This window comes from Acinetobacter sp. 1294596 (genome assembly GCF_000582925.1).
In the GTDB taxonomy this organism is placed as follows: domain Bacteria; phylum Pseudomonadota; class Gammaproteobacteria; order Pseudomonadales; family Moraxellaceae; genus Acinetobacter; species Acinetobacter radioresistens.
The window spans coordinates 1-16417 of sequence record NZ_JFCC01000055.1; the positions used below are offsets into that span (position 1 = coordinate 1).

A 16417-nucleotide genomic window follows, 5' to 3' on the forward strand; every position below is an offset into this window, starting at 1 on the left:
ATATAAAATAATTTTTCTAACTATGAGTAAAATAATTACATTTAATAGAAGTGATCATTTAAATTTTATATCTATATGTTTTTTATAGGTAAAAAAGCCCATCAATCTCATGAGCTTTTTTAAATAAACTAATGCAAACAGCTTTTAAATTGGTTTTTATCTATTTAAAAGTCATAAATAGCCATCATATTGAAACGATTATCTACACCGGTCCGATTATTGAAAGTTTCACGCTCTCCATAAACATATTCCACTCCAAAAGTTACCGGCTTATAAGGGTTATACATGGCATTAATCCATCCCTGCCAGAGTTGCTTGTTCTGAGATGCATCATCATATTTCAAGCGTGAAAATTCATTATCATCTTGAGCTTTCATATAGCCATAGCCCAAAGTTGATCTGATTTTAGGTGTAAAACGATGAGTAATACCGGCAGCAATTACATCGAACTCATTACTATGCATATTATTATTTTCATCAATTGCATATCCACTGTTACTCCATAGTACGAAGCGTCCATCCCCTTTTACATGATAATAATCTGCCTTTAATAGAGTCTCTGGGGTGATCTGGTATTTCCCGCCTAAGCCAATACCCCAAGCCAGCTGTTCATCTTCACCGGTTTTTTTCTCTGCAATAAAGCTACGGCCGGAAATCGTTGAGCCATCAGCAAACTTATGGTTCAAACGTCCGACAAGGGCTGGCATACGCATTCTATTAGCCGGATCAGTCGCTTCAGTATATTTCGGGTCTTCTATACTGATGGCATAATTAGTATTTTCAGAAAGCTGATCACTATAACGAATTAATGGAGAACGCTGTAAGGCTCCTCCCACAAATGTTGCTGCATCTACAGTATCTGGTATGTATTCTGGTGCAACAAAGGTCGACCAAGTCTGACCGACTAGCCATTTATTATAAGTTAAGTACGCATGACGTATACGGAACTGGTCTCGGGTTGAACCTCCAAAAAAATCCATTTCGAGTTTACCGCCAATATCACCAATAGATGTGGGTGTCTTAAAGTTCAGGCCCAGGCGTGTCACATTAACGGTAGTTCTCAAGCGATCTTTTTGATTAGTTGCTTCTACTGTATCTTTAAGCGGTACTCCACTAATATTGTTATACATGGTTGCCGCGCCTTCCGTCTGGTAAGAAGCGTCAGCACGAATATAACCATAAAGATTCACTTCAGCTCCGGAAGGCAATATATTTGTTTTAACAGATTGGGATGTATTTAAAGGGGTAGTTTTGACCTGAGGTGTCACATCACTCTGGGGCTTAAGAGTTACAGCAGGCTGTTGTAGTGAGGCATTTAGTAAAGTTCGCAGCTCTTTTACTTCCTGACGTAATTGTTCTATTTCTGTTGTGTTCTCTCCTGCATGTGCTAGCGACATGACTGCCATGCTACTTACAGCAAGTACTAAATGTTTTGACCGTAAATTAATAAGTTTATCCATAACTTTAATATCCATATTACTAAAGATTTGCTGAGTATTCAGATCTAATTGTTATTGTTCAGCTTTCTAGATAAAATTTTTAAATAACTCTAATAAGATATTTAGAAATTTAAAAAGCTGAAATATAAAAACTATTTTTAATTTTCTACTAAAGCTTGTTTAAATTTTTGGCTGGCATCACTTTGTAGATGCCAGACACTACTCTTCACCTTCATCCCTTTCATGCTATTGTCCCCTTTTCTATTAAATTTTATAAATTATTTGCTTACAGAACTTAACGAAAAAGGAAATTCATTTCAATCTGTATTAGAGAACTGCTTATTCTATATATTTCTTAATGCACCTAAAAATAGAATATATATTTCATTTTAAATATATTTTTCAATTTTAAAGAAATAAAAATAAAATATTTTGTTACATTTACAGTGGTTTCTAAGATGGAATTTATGAATCTTAATTCATTTTATGCTTGAATTTTAAAATTATTTTTGTTTGTCTGTGGTCAAATTTAGATATTGTCTGATGTAGATGATTTAATTTTACTTAGGCTAAATTGTTTAGAAATAAGTTCTATAATATAAAGCGCCTGCTATTTTTCAGCACGTAAATGAAGAAGTACTCCAAATACATCTCTGTAGCAAAAGTCATTTTATACAGTTTCAAATTAGTCAGTGCTTCAGCAGGTTCAAATCCTGAAAGCCAAAAGTTTGGGCCTGCTGTATTTTATTAGCAGGAATTTTAAATACTACAATTTTACCGTCTGATGCACCGCAGAGAGAAATCCGTATCTGACCGTCATCAGTAATATAAGAAGAGAGGACTTTAATCTGGTTTTGAACTAACTGCTGCTTCATCGCTACGATATTCTTCGTCCTGTCAATTTGTTCACATTGTCTGGAACCTAAAGATTTATATACTTCAGCTGTTTGGTACTCTGATTCTGGTATTGTTGAGCATGCTCCCAAACTTAACCCAATCCAAATTATGCTTGTCATTCTCTTCATGATTGAATATTCCTTTATTTGATATGTTTCAAAATAACGCAAGTGACTTGATCTATCGTGAAAATCAGTATCAGACTAAATTCAAATTAACAAGTTTTAAAAATCAAAGTTAACTTTAATAAGCAGTTAATTATATAAAACATATATATTTAATTTTTAGAACTAGTCATAGATATATCACCTTATTTCTTTATATGCTTATTGTTTTAATTTATAAATGAAAATGAATCCTTGTCCTTAACTTTCTGTATAAGCTCCCTGCCCCTTCTTGTAACAAGTATTAATCTCTGTGAAAAATATAGTGGCTTAATATTTTTAGCCTTATTATCAAAATGTTAAAAATTTTTATGTATTAGATACACAAAAATTATTCAATTCTCGTGCAAAAAGTATCTTTTTTTACCATAATACAACAGTTTATTTAATCTGATTTATTTCTAAAGATATATCGCCATGATCCGGACTTATTTTTTACGCTGGGAAAAACATCTCTCAAGTACTGTTACAGGTAACATTACCCGTATTGGTTTGCTGTCTATCGCTTATAGTCTTATGCCAGTTACGCTGGTCAGCATGGGAATGTCTGGAGAAAAAGGTAACCTGACTTATGAGCTTGCATTCTTTTTACTTATGAATGTATGGTTTATTTTTGCTTTAATTACTCTTTTCGATACGCTTTGCCGCTTAAAAGCAAAAGTAAAAGTAAATATGAGCAGCTGGTTCGATTTAGCTTATATGACTTTAACGCCTATAGGTATGTGGCTATTCCTTTTTATATTCAGGGCAGATCAAGTTCCACACATTTATCTGGCCAATACATTTGCTATTTTTGCTATTGCATCATTTTTCATGGATAAATATGCAAAGTATTTTATTAATATAGAAAGACGCGACAGTTTTGTTCCTAAACCGGAAGTGGTTCAAAATATAAAGCATAAGTTTACGGGACTAGCTGTCTTATTTATGATTATTTCTTTGATTATTCAATTTTTTCTAATTTGATATACCTATTGAATTTATTTTAAAGCCCATAATTTAAAAAATTATGGGCTTTTATTATAATTACATGATATATATTCTGATTTATGCTCAATTATGAGTATCAATTACATTCTTATCTTACAAAATCAAAGAATTAAAACGGGTTTTTTTATTATACCTCTTTATTATCTAAATACGACTTCCAAAAATCTGAAAAATATACTCTGGAAAACCGTCTTAATTTATTAAAAGGCTGCCGGTTATGCAAAATGCTTTTCCCTATCAGAAAATACCCCCTCAACTTTCATGGGCAACTCTAACCCTGCCACGTTTTCATCCTCATTATTGGCGGGGAGAAGGCCCAGATACAGCATCGTTTAGTCTTACCAATTACAGAAACGGTTTTGAAGTACTATTCAAACCCCGCCTCAGTAGTGATCTTATAGGTATTATCTGGGAGTCTGAGGATCATAAAGATCATCAGTTTTTAAGTTATGAAACACTATATGACTACAGTGGTATGGTCTGGGATTTTGATATAGAAATTTCTACACACATGCCTATGATCAATAATGAACAGAGGGCACTTACGCTAGCAGTATATTATCTGGAAAATGAAATTGAACAAATAGCATATATTCCGCTTTTCAATTATGCAGATCAGCCTGTGTCCAGACAGGCTCATATCCAGATTGACTGGGATACTGTAAAAGCAGGTTTTAATGCGACTATTCCTTTTCCAGTCAATCATATCCAGCGTATTGTATTGAATGTGGTAGCAAGCAGTTATAATCCTGCGACTTTGCCTTATCCACTGCCTGATCCTGAACTTTGTTATGTCAGAATCACCAACTCTACAGTTCAAGGAACTAACACACAATTAGAACTTAAACAGATAGTACTATCTGCACATCATAAAGGTATATGTACCAGTTATGATGATCATTATGATTTAAATCCTCAACGTATAGTCAGTAATATTGTGGCGCTTGGTTATCGGGGATTACTTAATCATTATTGCGGAATGTCACGTTATCCAGACATGTACTGGGACATACAAGTAAACAGATGGCAGATTCCTGACACACTTGCTACAGGGGTAAATGTAGTTAATCCATGTGCGTTAAAATGGCATCAGGTTTATGCTAAAGCATTGCATGAAGCAGCCTTTGCTCCTGTTTTCAGCTTAAGCTTTGAAATGTACTCTCTTGCTGTCAACGAATATTGGGCACAAAGAGACATTCATGACAATCTGGGTAAAACGGCTTATGAGCCACCCAGCTATTTTTTCAGTCCTAGCAATATAAATGCTATGGCATATTTACAAAAAGGTTTTCTGGAATTCGCTGAAACTATGCAGATAGGCGGCTGCCAGGTCAATATGCAGATTGGAGAACCTTGGTGGTGGTATAATCCTGCAACCAACTTACCCTGCATATATGATTACTCTACCCGATTAGCCTTTAACCAAGATACAGGCCTATATGCACCAGATTTAGGAGACATTTTTCAATCAGTCTACCAGACTGGTACACCTTATGAAGAATTCAGACAGTGGCTACGAATGAAGCTAGGCCAGACATGTCAGGATATCCGCATTGCTCTCAAAAAGAATTATCCAGATGCGCAGTTTTGTCCCTTATTATTCTTACCTGCTATACGTACTCAGCAGCCCACTCTGTTAACCAGTATCAACTATCCACAGGAATACTATAGGTACCCTAATTTTGACTATATTATAGTCGAAGCTTATGACTGGATTTTAGAAAATAACCTGGAACAAGCCCACCATACAATTATGGAATTTGCCTTAGATGAATTAGCATATCCTAGTGAAAAAACAGCTTATCTGGCAGGTTTTGTACCACCAGAGAATTTGGCATATCTTTATGGTTTCAATAATAAGGAACCTTACCATAGGGCTATCTGGCAAAGGATTTTAGGAGATATGCAGAACAATGAAACTTTTGGGTTAATGAAACAGTTAATCTGGGCATATCCACAAGTTATGGCTCATTCCCTTACAATTGATATCAAGAATGCACCAGATGGCTTTTTTTTGGCAGAACAATATTATTCTGCAATAAATGATAATACGCCCTACCCGCCTGAAATTTACTTATAAGTTAAAGCCAGAGCCAAACCTGCTCAAATAGAGCAGGTTTGGCTCTAAAAAGCTTTTTTACTGTAGCAGGCTACGCAGCATCCAGGCAGTTTTTTCATGCACATCAATACGCTGGGTTAATACATCAGCAGTTGGCTGGTCATTTACTTCGTCTACGACAGGAAAAAGTTCACGTGCAGTGCGTGCAGTTGCCTCTTGAGCATTGACCAGATAACGGATCATTTCCTCAGCAGTAGGCACACCCTCTACTTCTTTAATTGTAGCCAGGTCATTAAACTGTTTATAGGTGCCGGGCGCAGGAAATCCAAGAGCACGAATACGTTCAGCAATAATATCAAGTGCATTCCACTGTTCTGTATACTGCTCCATAAACATTGCGTGCAGACTACTGAACATTGGGCCCGTAACATTCCAATGAAAGTTGTGCGTCATCAGATATAGAGTATAGCTATCTGCTAAAAGACGGGATAATCCCTCAACAATTTTCTTGCGGCCCTCAGTGGAAATCCCGATATTAATTTCAATTTCATTAGTCTGGTTCTTAGCCATTTTTTACTCCAGATTATAGCTTTTTGAATGGATTACCATATTTGTTATACCTGAGCAGCTTATGAGGTAGTAGCATTCTTAAGTAAAAAGATTTATTAATATGTTTATTTTTACACGCTGAATTGATTTTAAAAAAGAAAAAGTATATTTTTCAAATTAAAAACTTGAATTTATATATATCATGTATCAGTTTTACTGATTAACCTCTTCATCAAAAGCCATGAATTATTCTTCTTAATTAATCTTTATTTTCTCTTAGTACATTTATACTATGGCGCACTCAATTTAACGGATTTGATTATGCAACCTGCTCTCCAAATCGATGTCATGCGCGATTCTGCTGACACCGTCGTGAGTATACTAAAATCGCTGGCCAATACAGATCGCCTATTAATCTTGTGCCATTTAGCTCAAGAAGAATTAAACGTTTCTGAAATTGAAGAAAAAACTCAAATTACTCAGCCTACCTTATCTCAACAGCTGATGATGTTACGTAAGAGTGATGTAGTTATCACACGGCGTCAGGGAAAGCAGATTTTTTATTCAATTAAAGATCAGAAACTAACCCAAGTTTTACATACACTTTATGACCTCTACTGTCCAAAATAATAATAAAATTCTATATATTCAGTAAATTAATAGCAGTTTATTAAGTAGTACTTTTAAAGGCAGCGACTTTTTATCACTTTTTATGCATAATATATGAAAAAATGTGATTTAGGCTATTATATGGCTATGCGTCGTTTATCTATACCCTCTCTTTTTCCGGCATGGCAATGGCTGAGTAGATATAACGGACCAAAATTTAGATCAGATTTACTGGCAGCATTAATCGTTATTGCAATGCTGGTACCACAAGGTATGGCCTATGCTATGGTCGCCGGTCTGCCTCCTGTAATGGGGTTATACGCCAGTATCCTGCCCATGATTATTTATGCCATGGTCGGTGGCAGTCCAACCCTTTCAATTGGTCCAGTTGCTATTATCTCCATGATGGTCTTTGGCACCCTTGCCCCGCTATACGAACTAGGTTCGCCAGTTTATGTTGAAGCAGCTTGTCTGCTAGCGCTACTCACCGGCTTTATTTCTTTACTTTTAGGTATATTCCGTTTTGGTTTTCTCATTCAGCTGATTAGTCATCCGGTTATAAAAAGTTTTATTATTGCTTCAGCTCTGCTTATTGCCTTAAGCCAATTTAAATTTCTGTTTGATATCCCCTTACAAACCAATAATGTTCCAGAATTCTTGGTATCTTTTTGGCAGTATGTACGTTATAGCAACTTTGCTACTCTGGCGCTTGGAATCACTGCTATATTATTTCTGGTATATATTCCTGCCTTTTTAAATTCAGCCTTTATAAAGACCAGAGCAGGTTCACTGATTTTTCTGATTCGTGCCTTACCCCTCATTCTGGTTATAGTTTCGATTGGACTGATGTATTTTCTGAACTTGCAGCAGGCAGGCATTAAAACTGTAGGAGAAATTCCTTCAAGTTTCCCCCCTATTGCTCTACCACACTGGAACATGCAAATGGTAATTGATTTGCTTCCTGGTGCTGCTCTTATTGCAATGATCAGCTTTGTAGAGTCTCTTTCAATTGCACAGGCCACTGCATTGCAGCAGCGTAGTAACCTGAACAGTAATCAGGAACTTATTGCACTTGGCTTGGCGAATATTAGTGCCGGAGTCACCTCTGCCTTTCCCGTAACAGGAAGTTTGTCACGTACAGTTGTAAATGCCGATGCTGGTGCACGCACTCCAATGGCTGGTGTACTCTCTTCACTGTTTATTATTGTGGTTAGTATGTATTTTACCGGGTTCCTGCGAGATTTACCGCTGGCTATCCTGGCTGCAACTATTATTGTTTCTATCTGGAAACTGGTTGAATTTAAACCATTTCTCGAAACTTGGCGGTATTCCAAAGCAGATGGTATCGCAATGTGGATTACATTTTTCAGTGTTATTTGCATTGATATCTCTACCGGTCTGATAATCGGAATTATCTCTACATTTATTTTAATGCTTTGGCGAATTAGCCGTCCTCATATTGCAGTGATTGGGTTGGTTAAAGGAACACAACATTTCCGTAATATTTCACGGCATCAGGTTATAACTAGCCCCAAAATCTTTTCGATCCGTATTGATGAAAACCTGAGCTTTTTAAATGCGAATACCTTAAAAGGCTATATCATTACTGAAGTAAGTAAAAATACCCAGCTTGAGCATGTCATTATTAACTGCTCAAGCATTAGCGCTATCGACTTAAGTGCATTGGAAATGCTTGAGGAAATAAATGCAGAGCTCGCTAAACTTCATATTCAGCTGCATTTTTCAGAAATCAAAGGCCCTGTTATGGATAAGCTTAAAGGCTCCCCCTTATTGCAGCATTTAAATGGTCAGGTTTTTTTCTCTCACTTTCAGGCAATGCAGAACTTGGCACCAGAGCTTTTTCAGCCTGAAATGCCCCATTAAAATTTAAATATTAATAATGCAAGTGATCTATGGATATTCAAATGTGATAAAAGTATTTAGCTTTTATTATATTTATATCATTCGAAAGACCATGGACGGGTCAGTAAAAATTAATTTCAAGCTTTATGTATTTTATGTATAAAATAGCCGGCTTGTACTTTTGGCCCTTATAGGTCTCATAAGGCTTTCCTATGTTCTCATACTTATTTCGCTTAAGCCTGGTTACTCAAATTGTCATTGCCATTATTCTGGGCATGCTGGTAACCTGGCTTTTCCCTCAAGCAGCTCCCTATCTCAGCTTACTGGGTGATCTTTTTATTAAGGCACTTAAATCAGTTGCCCCAATTCTGGTTTTTGTTTTAGTTATGGCTTCCATTGCCAATTTCAAACTGGGTCAGACTGCACATATCAAACCTATTCTAATGATGTATATGGTTGGTATGCTTCTAGCTGCATTTAGTGCTGTCTTTGCCAGTCTAATGTTTCCAAGTACATTGTTCCTGGATGTGCCAAGTCAGCTCGAAGTACAGGCTCCAGGGGGGTTGGGAGAAATACTGAAAAACCTGTTATTGAGCTTTATTGCCAATCCAGTTGTGGCGCTGAGTGAAGCGAACTTTATTGGAATTTTAGCGTGGTCTGTCATATTGGGGCTAGCGTTTCGACACGCGTCTGAGACTTCACGTGTGGTACTGACTGATGTTTCCAATGCCATTAGTAAAGTGATCGCAATTGTAATCCGCTTTGCTCCATTGGGTATATTCGGTTTGGTTGCTGCAACTTTCGCTGATGCTGGCTTAAAAACGCTGGAAAGTTATGCACAGCTTTTAGCAGTGCTGCTTGGCACCATGCTTTTTGTTGCTCTTATCATTAATCCTTTGCTGGTTGCAGTTGTTACCCGCAGTAACCCTTATCCGCTAGTCTTAACATGCTTACGCGAAAGTGCCATTACTGCTTTCTTTACCCGTAGTTCCGCTGCCAATATTCCGGTTAACCTCGACCTGGCACGACGTTTGGGTGTAAATGAAGCAACTGCGAGTGTATCTATTCCCTTGGGTGCTACTATCAATATGGCAGGGGCGGCAGTCACCATTACTGTGCTAACACTTGCGACTGTACATACTTTAGGCATACCGGTCAGCCTTTCCACCATGTTGATCCTTTCCGTGGTTGCTACGGTATCGGCCTGTGGAGCTTCTGGGGTTGCTGGCGGTTCATTGCTACTGATTCCTGTGGCCTGCGGCCTGTTCGGTATTTCATCTGAAATTGCTATGCAGGTGGTTGCAATCGGAATGGTGATCAGTGTGCTTCAGGACTCGACTGAAACTGCATTAAATTCATCAACTGATGTACTATTTACTGCTGCTGTTGACCGTGGAATGCGTTAATCTATTGAAAGGACAATAAATTCGCGAGTGTAGCGATGCCTTTTCAAAAACTGCCTGCATGGATTCAAATAGGTGCTTTTTTACTGGCAATCAATGCGGGCATGATTAATGTACTTGGACTGGTGACTGTCTTGCATCAGTCTGTTTCACATATGACCGGTAATATTAGTATGCTGGCCATGAGCCTGATTAATTGGGAACCCTCTAGTGTTCTGTACCTGATACTGGTGGTCCTTTGCTATGTTACCGGTTCATTTTATAGTGGCCTGATTCTTGGAAATAGTCACTTTCAGCTTGGACGCCGTTATGGTTTGCCACTTAGTCTGGTTGCGCTATTCATTTTCCTGTGCTGGCTATTGTTACCCTATTTCCCGCGATATGCTTTATTGTGGGCCTGTGTTGCAATGGGCGTGCAAAATGCAATGGTCAGTCATTATAAAGGTACAATCATTCGCACTACCCACTTATCAGGGGTATTAACTGATCTTGGGTTGGCGCTAGGTTATCGCTTACGTGGCCTGAGCGTTGGAAAGCGTCGTATTATTCTTCATTTACTTATTCTCTTCGGCTTTTTAATCGGTGGTATTGTTGCCAGTCTGATTTATCCTTATCTAAAATTACAGTCATTTCTCGTACCGGCAGTTTTGAGTCTATCGCTCAGCATCATCTACTGGTCTATATACTTTCGTCATAAGTCTACACAGCATTCAAGCTGGGAGTAATCAAACATGGTTAAAAATGCACTACAGGCCCAACTTTTAAAAGCCGGCTTGGTAGATAATAAAAAAGCAAAAAAGCTGAGCAAACAGGCACAGCATGAACAGCGTACCGGTCAAAGTGACGAGGCTGCACTCAAGGCAAAAATTGAGCATGAAAAACAGGAAAAGTTAGCTAAAGATCAGGCTCTAAATCAGGAAAAACAGCGTCAGCTTGAAGAAAAAACTTTAAAAGCCAATATTGTCCAAATGATCTCTCATCATAAGATCAAGGAAACTGACGGCGATATCACTTATCAGTTTATCGATGAAGGCAAAATCAAAAAAGTCTATATCTCACAACAAGTTTATAATGCACTGGTTTCAGGCAGTTTAATGATTGCACGAGATAATGGCAGCTATGCCTATTTACCAAAAGCCTTGGCAGAAAAAATTGATGCGCGCATGGAAGGGTTTATTTTATATAATAGTACGCAGGCCAATGATCAATCAACTGATGAAGAAGATCCATATGCAGCATATGTTATTCCTGATGATTTAATGTGGTAAAACACCTCTTCCTGAGGTAATACTATAAAGTTTCAATTTGCTAATAAAACGTATATAAAAAGTTGTTTATAGCCTGTTTCAAGCAATAAACTTTTACAATCATGCAATTAATCATAATTGTAGGGGTAAACGGCTTGGAACAGCTGGCTTTTATACAAAATATTCAGGACTGGTCAGATCAGTTTCCTTGGTTAGAGATGTTGACATCATTAGGCATTCTTATTCTGCTAGCCGCTCTGGCTAACTTTATTGCCAAACAGGTCGTAGTAAGAGGCCTACGTAAACTCATCAGCAAGATGATGTTTGCCAATAGCAGTATTTTCGCTGAACATAGTGTAATTCGTCGTATAGCTAATATTGTTCCGGCTATCGTCATTATGAACGGCATCACTACAGTTCCACATCTTTCACTCAAGCTTGTAACTTTTGTACAAATGGGAGCACAGGCTTTTATTTTCCTTACATTAGCGCTGGCTTTGAGCGAACTTCTTAATATTTTTAACCTGATTTATCAGCGCAATCCAAAATCAAAAAATAAGCCTATTAAAGGATACTTGCAGCTGGTTAAATTAATGCTGTATATCGTCTGTGCTTTAATGATTTTAGGTACTTTCCTGAAGAAAGATGTGTTTACCCTGCTAGCAGGCTTCGGTGCTATGGCGACTGTGCTGATGCTGGTTTTTCAAAATACTATTCTTTCGCTGGTGGCCAGTGTACAAATTTCTTCTTATGATATGGTACGTATCGGAGACTGGATTGAAATGCCGTCATTAAATGCGGATGGCGATGTCATTGATATGTCATTACATACGGTCACAGTACAAAATTTTGACAAGACCTTTACAACCATTCCCACCAATAAACTGATTACTGATACTTTTAAAAAATGGCGTGGTATGAGCAATGCCGGGGTAAGACGTATCAAACGCGCTATCTATATTGACCAAAGCACAGTACATTTTATGACGAATGAAGAGCAGCAAAAACTAAAGGACTTTTTGCTTCTTGACCAGTATTTGAATATTAAAGAAAGTGAAATTCAAAAATTTAACCAGCAGCTTGGCAATCAGGCTATTTATAATCAGCGTCGCTTGACAAACTTAGGTACATTTCGTGCTTATATAGAGTTTTATTTAAAACAGCATCCAGGTATTGCTCAGCATCAGACAATTATGGTGCGTCAATTACAACCTACCAGTGAAGGACTTCCCCTTGAGATTTATGCATTTAGTAATACAACTTCATGGGTAGATTATGAAGCCATTCAGTCAGATATTTTTGACCACCTGATTGCCATTATTGGAGAATTTGGACTACAGGTTTATCAAGCCCCTTCTGGGCAAGACTGGAAAGTCTTGTCTAATGCAGAAGTTATTGAACATTCCTGATTTTTTACACACTGTATAACAGGCTTTTACAACGAAGCCTGTTATATAAGTACTTATTTTTTAAATTATAGTATTGTGAGAAGTTCATTCTATTTTACTATCTCAGGCGTTGGCTTATGCATTATTTAAACGACACTTATTAATATTAAAAATTTAAACACCAGATGAAATACTAAAGAAAATTTTATAATACTAATATTTATAAAGCTCAATTAATATACAGCCCTATTTTACCTATATAAAATTATAGAGTTAATTCAGAAAATACAATGATTAAAATACATACCGCCATTGAGCTCATTCTTCTTTTCTCTTAAAAATGATCTGTCCATTTTGATCAATTTTAGTAAATTTAAAGTTTTTTCCTGAATAAATACGGTCTGGAGAAGTATGGAAAGGTGCTGTAGACATAATATTCGCTCTTCTTTTAAGTACATGTTCATGCTGAGATTTATAAGCATAATAGAATAATCCACCAACAAATAATAAGAAAAGTGCAACTAATCTTATCCTCACAATTTTTACCTTCTCTTTAATAAAATCTGACTAATTTTGTATGATTTAATTTAATATATATACAAAATAATAAAATATTTTTTTATTTAAATGGATTTTAAACACAATTAACCTCTTGTATTCTTATAAATTTTATATTTCATGATCATCTATTTAATATAATTAATCCTTCTCTTAAAATTAAAAATGAATTTTTACTGAAAAGCTTCTTGTATGATAAGGGCTGATAGCATAATTTTCTCTTAAGGATATAAGCTTTTAAAAGACTAAAGTTTAAGAAAAATAGTTTTCTGCAAGAATAAGTTCAACTTTGAAAGTAAGTAAGCTCTAGCTATTCATTTTGAACAGAAGCTATTAATCAGGTAAATAAAATATATGATAAATGGATTTAATTACAAAAGTTTTGAAGAGGCTGGGCAAGCTGTCCTGCACTACTTGCATGCCCATCTTGGTTTTAACCTGTGGATGATTACCCGAGTAGAAGGTAAAAACTGGATCATCTTACAGTGTGAAGATCATGGATATAATGTCAAGCAAGGCCAAGTCCTGAACTGGACCGATACGCTATGCTCGCAGATGGTGACGGAAACAGTACCCAGAATTGTACCTCGCTCTAGAGATATTCCTCTGTATGCTAATGCACCTATAAACAAGCAGGTCAATATAGAAGCTTATATTGGTCAGCCCCTGCTTAATGAAGATGGCAGCCTGTTCGGTACATTATGCGCAGTTGACCCACAACCACAACCAGAATCAATTTTACAATATGCTGAAATGATTGAGCTTTTTGCACAGTTATTAAGTTATATCTTACAAACTGAGCTACGTGAAAACGAGAAAATTCGACAGCATGAGAGACTTGAAGCTGAAGCATTAAGAGATAGCTTGACTGAGCTATATAATCGTAGAGCCTGGAATAATTTGGTCACTGCCGAAGAAGACCGTTGTAAACGGCATGGACACCCTGCTTCAATTCTTATTGTTGATCTCAATAATTTAAAAATTGTTAATGACAGTCTGGGGCATACTTCCGGCGATGAATTAATTCAGAAAACAGCTTCTGTACTTCGTGCCAGTGTAAGGCGTAAAGATATTGTGGCTCGCTTGGGGGGAGACGAATTTGGTATTTTAAGTATAGAAAATGATCAAGAAGGTGCTTTAGCTTTATTTCACCGTATTCAGGAGGCTTTTAAAGAAGCCGGAATAGATGCCGCTATTGGAGTTGCTTCGCGGCGACCTCATCATGGTCTTAACAAAGCAGCAATCGCAGCAGATAAAAATATGTTTGAGCATAAACGGTCAGGTAAAACTAAAACTTAAAAACATAAGTATCTGGTTTAATTAAAAAATTTATAGCCAGATTTCATTTAATAACTTAACTATACTACAGCCTAACTAAATAAATTATGCTCTTATATATGTGTTGGCAATATAATAAAATTTATGAGAACTGTTTTGATCCTGCCTGCCTATGGTCTAACTTATAGAAACAAAGAATAAATATTTAGTAATATTAAATACAGTAGTATGAGAGATGTACTCTACCTTAATGTCAGCTCATCTATGCTCACTTATAATTTAAAAAATTACTTTAAGCTTAATTTAAGGAAATTAATTTTAATTTTAACTATTTTAGCGGTTTCCGCCTTATTTGTTATTTCTCTCCTTATAAGCTATAGCATTCTCAAGCAGGAATTAATAGAAAACTCACTTTCAATTAATTATGAATATGCTTCTAAAATTGCTTTAAACACAGATGGGCAATTTCAGACAGCTTTGGATGAGCTCAAATATAGTGCTGAAGTTATAGGAAAGTCTTTTAACAACGAAACTGTAAGAGCATCAGAAGTTGATCGTCTTAGGAGACAATCACATCACTTCAATACTGTAGTTATATGTAACTCTAAAGGAATTATCGTTGAATATACTCCTGATTATCTGAACCTGAGCAAACAACAGGTTCAAATGTCACTAGGAACACAAGAATCTTTAAAAAGTAAGCAACCCTATGTTTCTCCTCCATATTACTCAGTTAAAAATAATTTAATTGTTTTTATCTCTCAGCCTATCTTTGACCATAACCATGTCTACAAAGGCTATGTAGGTGCAGCAATTTATCTGAAAGAAAAAAATATCATCAATGAGCTACTGACCATTCAATACAGTTATAGAAATAGTTATATGTATGTATTAGACCAGAATAATAAAATTATATTTCACCCTGATATGAAAAGAATAGGTCAAACTGTAACCGGGAATACAGGGTTGACTTATATGAATAAAAAGAAGAACGGTAAAATTCAATTAGTAAACAGTATGGGAGTAAAGAATCTGGTCGGTTTCGCGCATATTCCCCACTAACTGGATTGTAGTCTCACAACAGCCTACAGATGAATTACTTAAACGCGCGAAATCAATTATTTCCAGAGTGTCCGGAGGAATTTTTCTTTTTTATCTCCTGATCTTTTATCTGGTATGGAAGGCCTCTCCTCTTCATGACCTCGCCAAAATTGCCAGCTCTTTAAATCAGCCAGAAACTGAAGTGAAAATTAAGGCGATCAAACCATGGTACTACGAAGTGCAAAAATTCAAATTTTCCCTTCTTTCCAGTGTAGAAAAGTTTACTCATAAAATTGATGAAATGAATTTTCATATTAATTCTGACCCACTTACTGGCCTTTTTAATCGCAGAGGACTAGAAATCTTTATTGAGGAAATGACTCGTACCCAGACTCACTTTGCAGTTTTACTGATAGATATTGATTATTTTAAAAAGATTAATGATTCTTATGGTCATGCTCAAGGTGACAGAATTTTAAAGCAAGTGGCTCAACATATTTTAAATAACTTCAGGAAAAATGATTTATGCTGTAGTTATGGTGGTGAAGAATTTGTTGTGCTTATGCCTCAAGCTGATATAGAAAACGCATACAAAAGTGCTGAACGTTTAAGAAAGAAAATGGAAAATACCTTAAACGATGGTATCGGCCCGATAACAATTTCTATTGGTATCGCATTCTGGCCAGAAACTTCGAGAGAAGTAGCAAGAGTTTTTGAAATAGCTGATGCAAAACTTTATCAGGCTAAAATTGCAGGTCGCAACCAGGTCTATTATTAGAAACTATGCTTAGGCTATTTTTTATAAACAGTTTTACTGCCCCATAAAACTTGAAAATAAAATTTTTTTATTTTAGAGATATCGTTAATATTAAAGTGTATAAACCTAAAATTTATAAAACACTACTTATAAAAATATATATTTATTAATCTTT

General features: G+C 36.2%; 12 protein-coding genes and 1 pseudogene. 10 read left to right on the forward strand and 3 right to left on the reverse strand.

Annotated features, from left to right (window positions below; genetic code table 11):
* Positions 1-164 precede the first annotated feature (164 nt).
* Together J502_RS14235 and J502_RS17175 are read right to left on the reverse strand one after the other, a co-directional pair.
* On the reverse strand, positions 165-1460 hold the full coding sequence (locus J502_RS14235; protein WP_034684780.1) for a DcaP family trimeric outer membrane transporter: 1296 nt from the start codon (positions 1458-1460) through the stop codon (positions 165-167).
* Between the two features lie 668 nt (positions 1461-2128).
* Positions 2129-2455, reverse strand: a complete 327-nt coding sequence (locus J502_RS17175; protein ID WP_228127292.1) for a hypothetical protein — start codon at positions 2453-2455, stop codon at positions 2129-2131.
* 561 nt (positions 2456-3016) lie between these two features.
* Between J502_RS17175 and J502_RS14245 the strand changes: the two genes are divergently transcribed.
* Both J502_RS14245 and J502_RS14250 read left to right on the forward strand, forming a co-directional pair.
* Positions 3017-3466 carry a hypothetical protein gene (locus J502_RS14245; protein WP_249301631.1) on the forward strand — a complete coding sequence of 150 codons (450 nt, stop codon included), beginning with the start codon at positions 3017-3019 and terminating at the stop codon, positions 3464-3466.
* A gap of 241 nt (positions 3467-3707) precedes the next feature.
* Entirely contained in the window at positions 3708-5570 is a 1863-nt protein-coding gene (locus tag J502_RS14250; protein WP_034684775.1) for a non-contractile tail sheath protein, read from the forward strand.
* Between the two features lie 57 nt (positions 5571-5627).
* Here the strand turns inward: J502_RS14250 and J502_RS14255 are convergent, their stop codons facing one another.
* The gene (locus tag J502_RS14255) at positions 5628-6119 is read right to left on the reverse strand and encodes a Dps family protein (RefSeq protein ID WP_005014349.1); all 492 of its coding nucleotides are present in this window, start codon (positions 6117-6119) and stop codon (positions 5628-5630) included.
* A 300-nt stretch (positions 6120-6419) separates the two neighbouring features.
* Here J502_RS14255 and J502_RS14260 point away from each other — a divergent pair, with 300 nt between their 5' ends.
* The 8 genes and pseudogenes from J502_RS14260 (at position 6420) to J502_RS14295 (ending at position 16263) form a co-directional block, all read left to right on the forward strand.
* Positions 6420-6728, forward strand: coding sequence for an ArsR/SmtB family transcription factor (locus J502_RS14260; protein ID WP_005025845.1), 309 nt, complete (start codon positions 6420-6422; stop codon positions 6726-6728).
* Between the two features lie 120 nt (positions 6729-6848).
* The gene (locus J502_RS14265) at positions 6849-8591 is read left to right on the forward strand and encodes a SulP family inorganic anion transporter (RefSeq protein WP_034684781.1); all 1743 of its coding nucleotides are present in this window, start codon (positions 6849-6851) and stop codon (positions 8589-8591) included.
* Positions 8592-8782: 191 nt separating this feature from the next.
* The gene (gene sstT / locus J502_RS14270) at positions 8783-9976 is read left to right on the forward strand and encodes a serine/threonine transporter SstT (protein WP_005014362.1); all 1194 of its coding nucleotides are present in this window, start codon (positions 8783-8785) and stop codon (positions 9974-9976) included.
* Between the two features lie 35 nt (positions 9977-10011).
* Entirely contained in the window at positions 10012-10698 is a 687-nt protein-coding gene (locus tag J502_RS14275; protein ID WP_034684776.1) for a YoaK family protein, read from the forward strand.
* Positions 10699-10704: 6 nt separating this feature from the next.
* Positions 10705-11241 carry a DUF2058 domain-containing protein gene (locus J502_RS14280; protein ID WP_034684778.1) on the forward strand — a complete coding sequence of 179 codons (537 nt, stop codon included), beginning with the start codon at positions 10705-10707 and terminating at the stop codon, positions 11239-11241.
* Between the two features lie 101 nt (positions 11242-11342).
* On the forward strand, positions 11343-12629 hold the full coding sequence (locus J502_RS14285) for a mechanosensitive ion channel family protein (RefSeq protein WP_155757383.1): 1287 nt from the start codon (positions 11343-11345) through the stop codon (positions 12627-12629).
* An 891-nt stretch (positions 12630-13520) separates the two neighbouring features.
* Entirely contained in the window at positions 13521-14465 is a 945-nt protein-coding gene (locus tag J502_RS14290) for a sensor domain-containing diguanylate cyclase (protein ID WP_005014374.1), read from the forward strand.
* Positions 14466-14708: 243 nt separating this feature from the next.
* Positions 14709-16263 (forward strand): annotated as a pseudogene (locus tag J502_RS14295) (sensor domain-containing diguanylate cyclase).
* Positions 16264-16417: the final 154 nt, after the last annotated feature.

Bases quoted from the DNA above. Each gene is read 5' to 3' on its own strand.
- J502_RS14235 (WP_034684780.1), bottom strand. From the start codon at position 1,460: ATGGATAAACTTATTAATTTACGGTCAAAACATTTAGTACTTGCTGTA.
- J502_RS17175 (WP_228127292.1), bottom strand. From the start codon at position 2,455: ATGACAAGCATAATTTGGATTGGGTTAAGTTTGGGAGCATGCTCAACA.
- J502_RS14245 (WP_249301631.1), top strand. From the start codon at position 3,017: ATGCCAGTTACGCTGGTCAGCATGGGAATGTCTGGAGAAAAAGGTAAC.
- J502_RS14250 (WP_034684775.1), top strand. From the start codon at position 3,708: ATGCAAAATGCTTTTCCCTATCAGAAAATACCCCCTCAACTTTCATGG.
- J502_RS14255 (WP_005014349.1), bottom strand. From the start codon at position 6,119: ATGGCTAAGAACCAGACTAATGAAATTGAAATTAATATCGGGATTTCC.
- J502_RS14260 (WP_005025845.1), top strand. From the start codon at position 6,420: ATGCAACCTGCTCTCCAAATCGATGTCATGCGCGATTCTGCTGACACC.
- J502_RS14265 (WP_034684781.1), top strand. From the start codon at position 6,849: ATGGCTATGCGTCGTTTATCTATACCCTCTCTTTTTCCGGCATGGCAA.
- sstT (WP_005014362.1), top strand. From the start codon at position 8,783: ATGTTCTCATACTTATTTCGCTTAAGCCTGGTTACTCAAATTGTCATT.
- J502_RS14275 (WP_034684776.1), top strand. From the start codon at position 10,012: ATGCCTTTTCAAAAACTGCCTGCATGGATTCAAATAGGTGCTTTTTTA.
- J502_RS14280 (WP_034684778.1), top strand. From the start codon at position 10,705: ATGGTTAAAAATGCACTACAGGCCCAACTTTTAAAAGCCGGCTTGGTA.
- J502_RS14285 (WP_155757383.1), top strand. From the start codon at position 11,343: ATGCAATTAATCATAATTGTAGGGGTAAACGGCTTGGAACAGCTGGCT.
- J502_RS14290 (WP_005014374.1), top strand. From the start codon at position 13,521: ATGATAAATGGATTTAATTACAAAAGTTTTGAAGAGGCTGGGCAAGCT.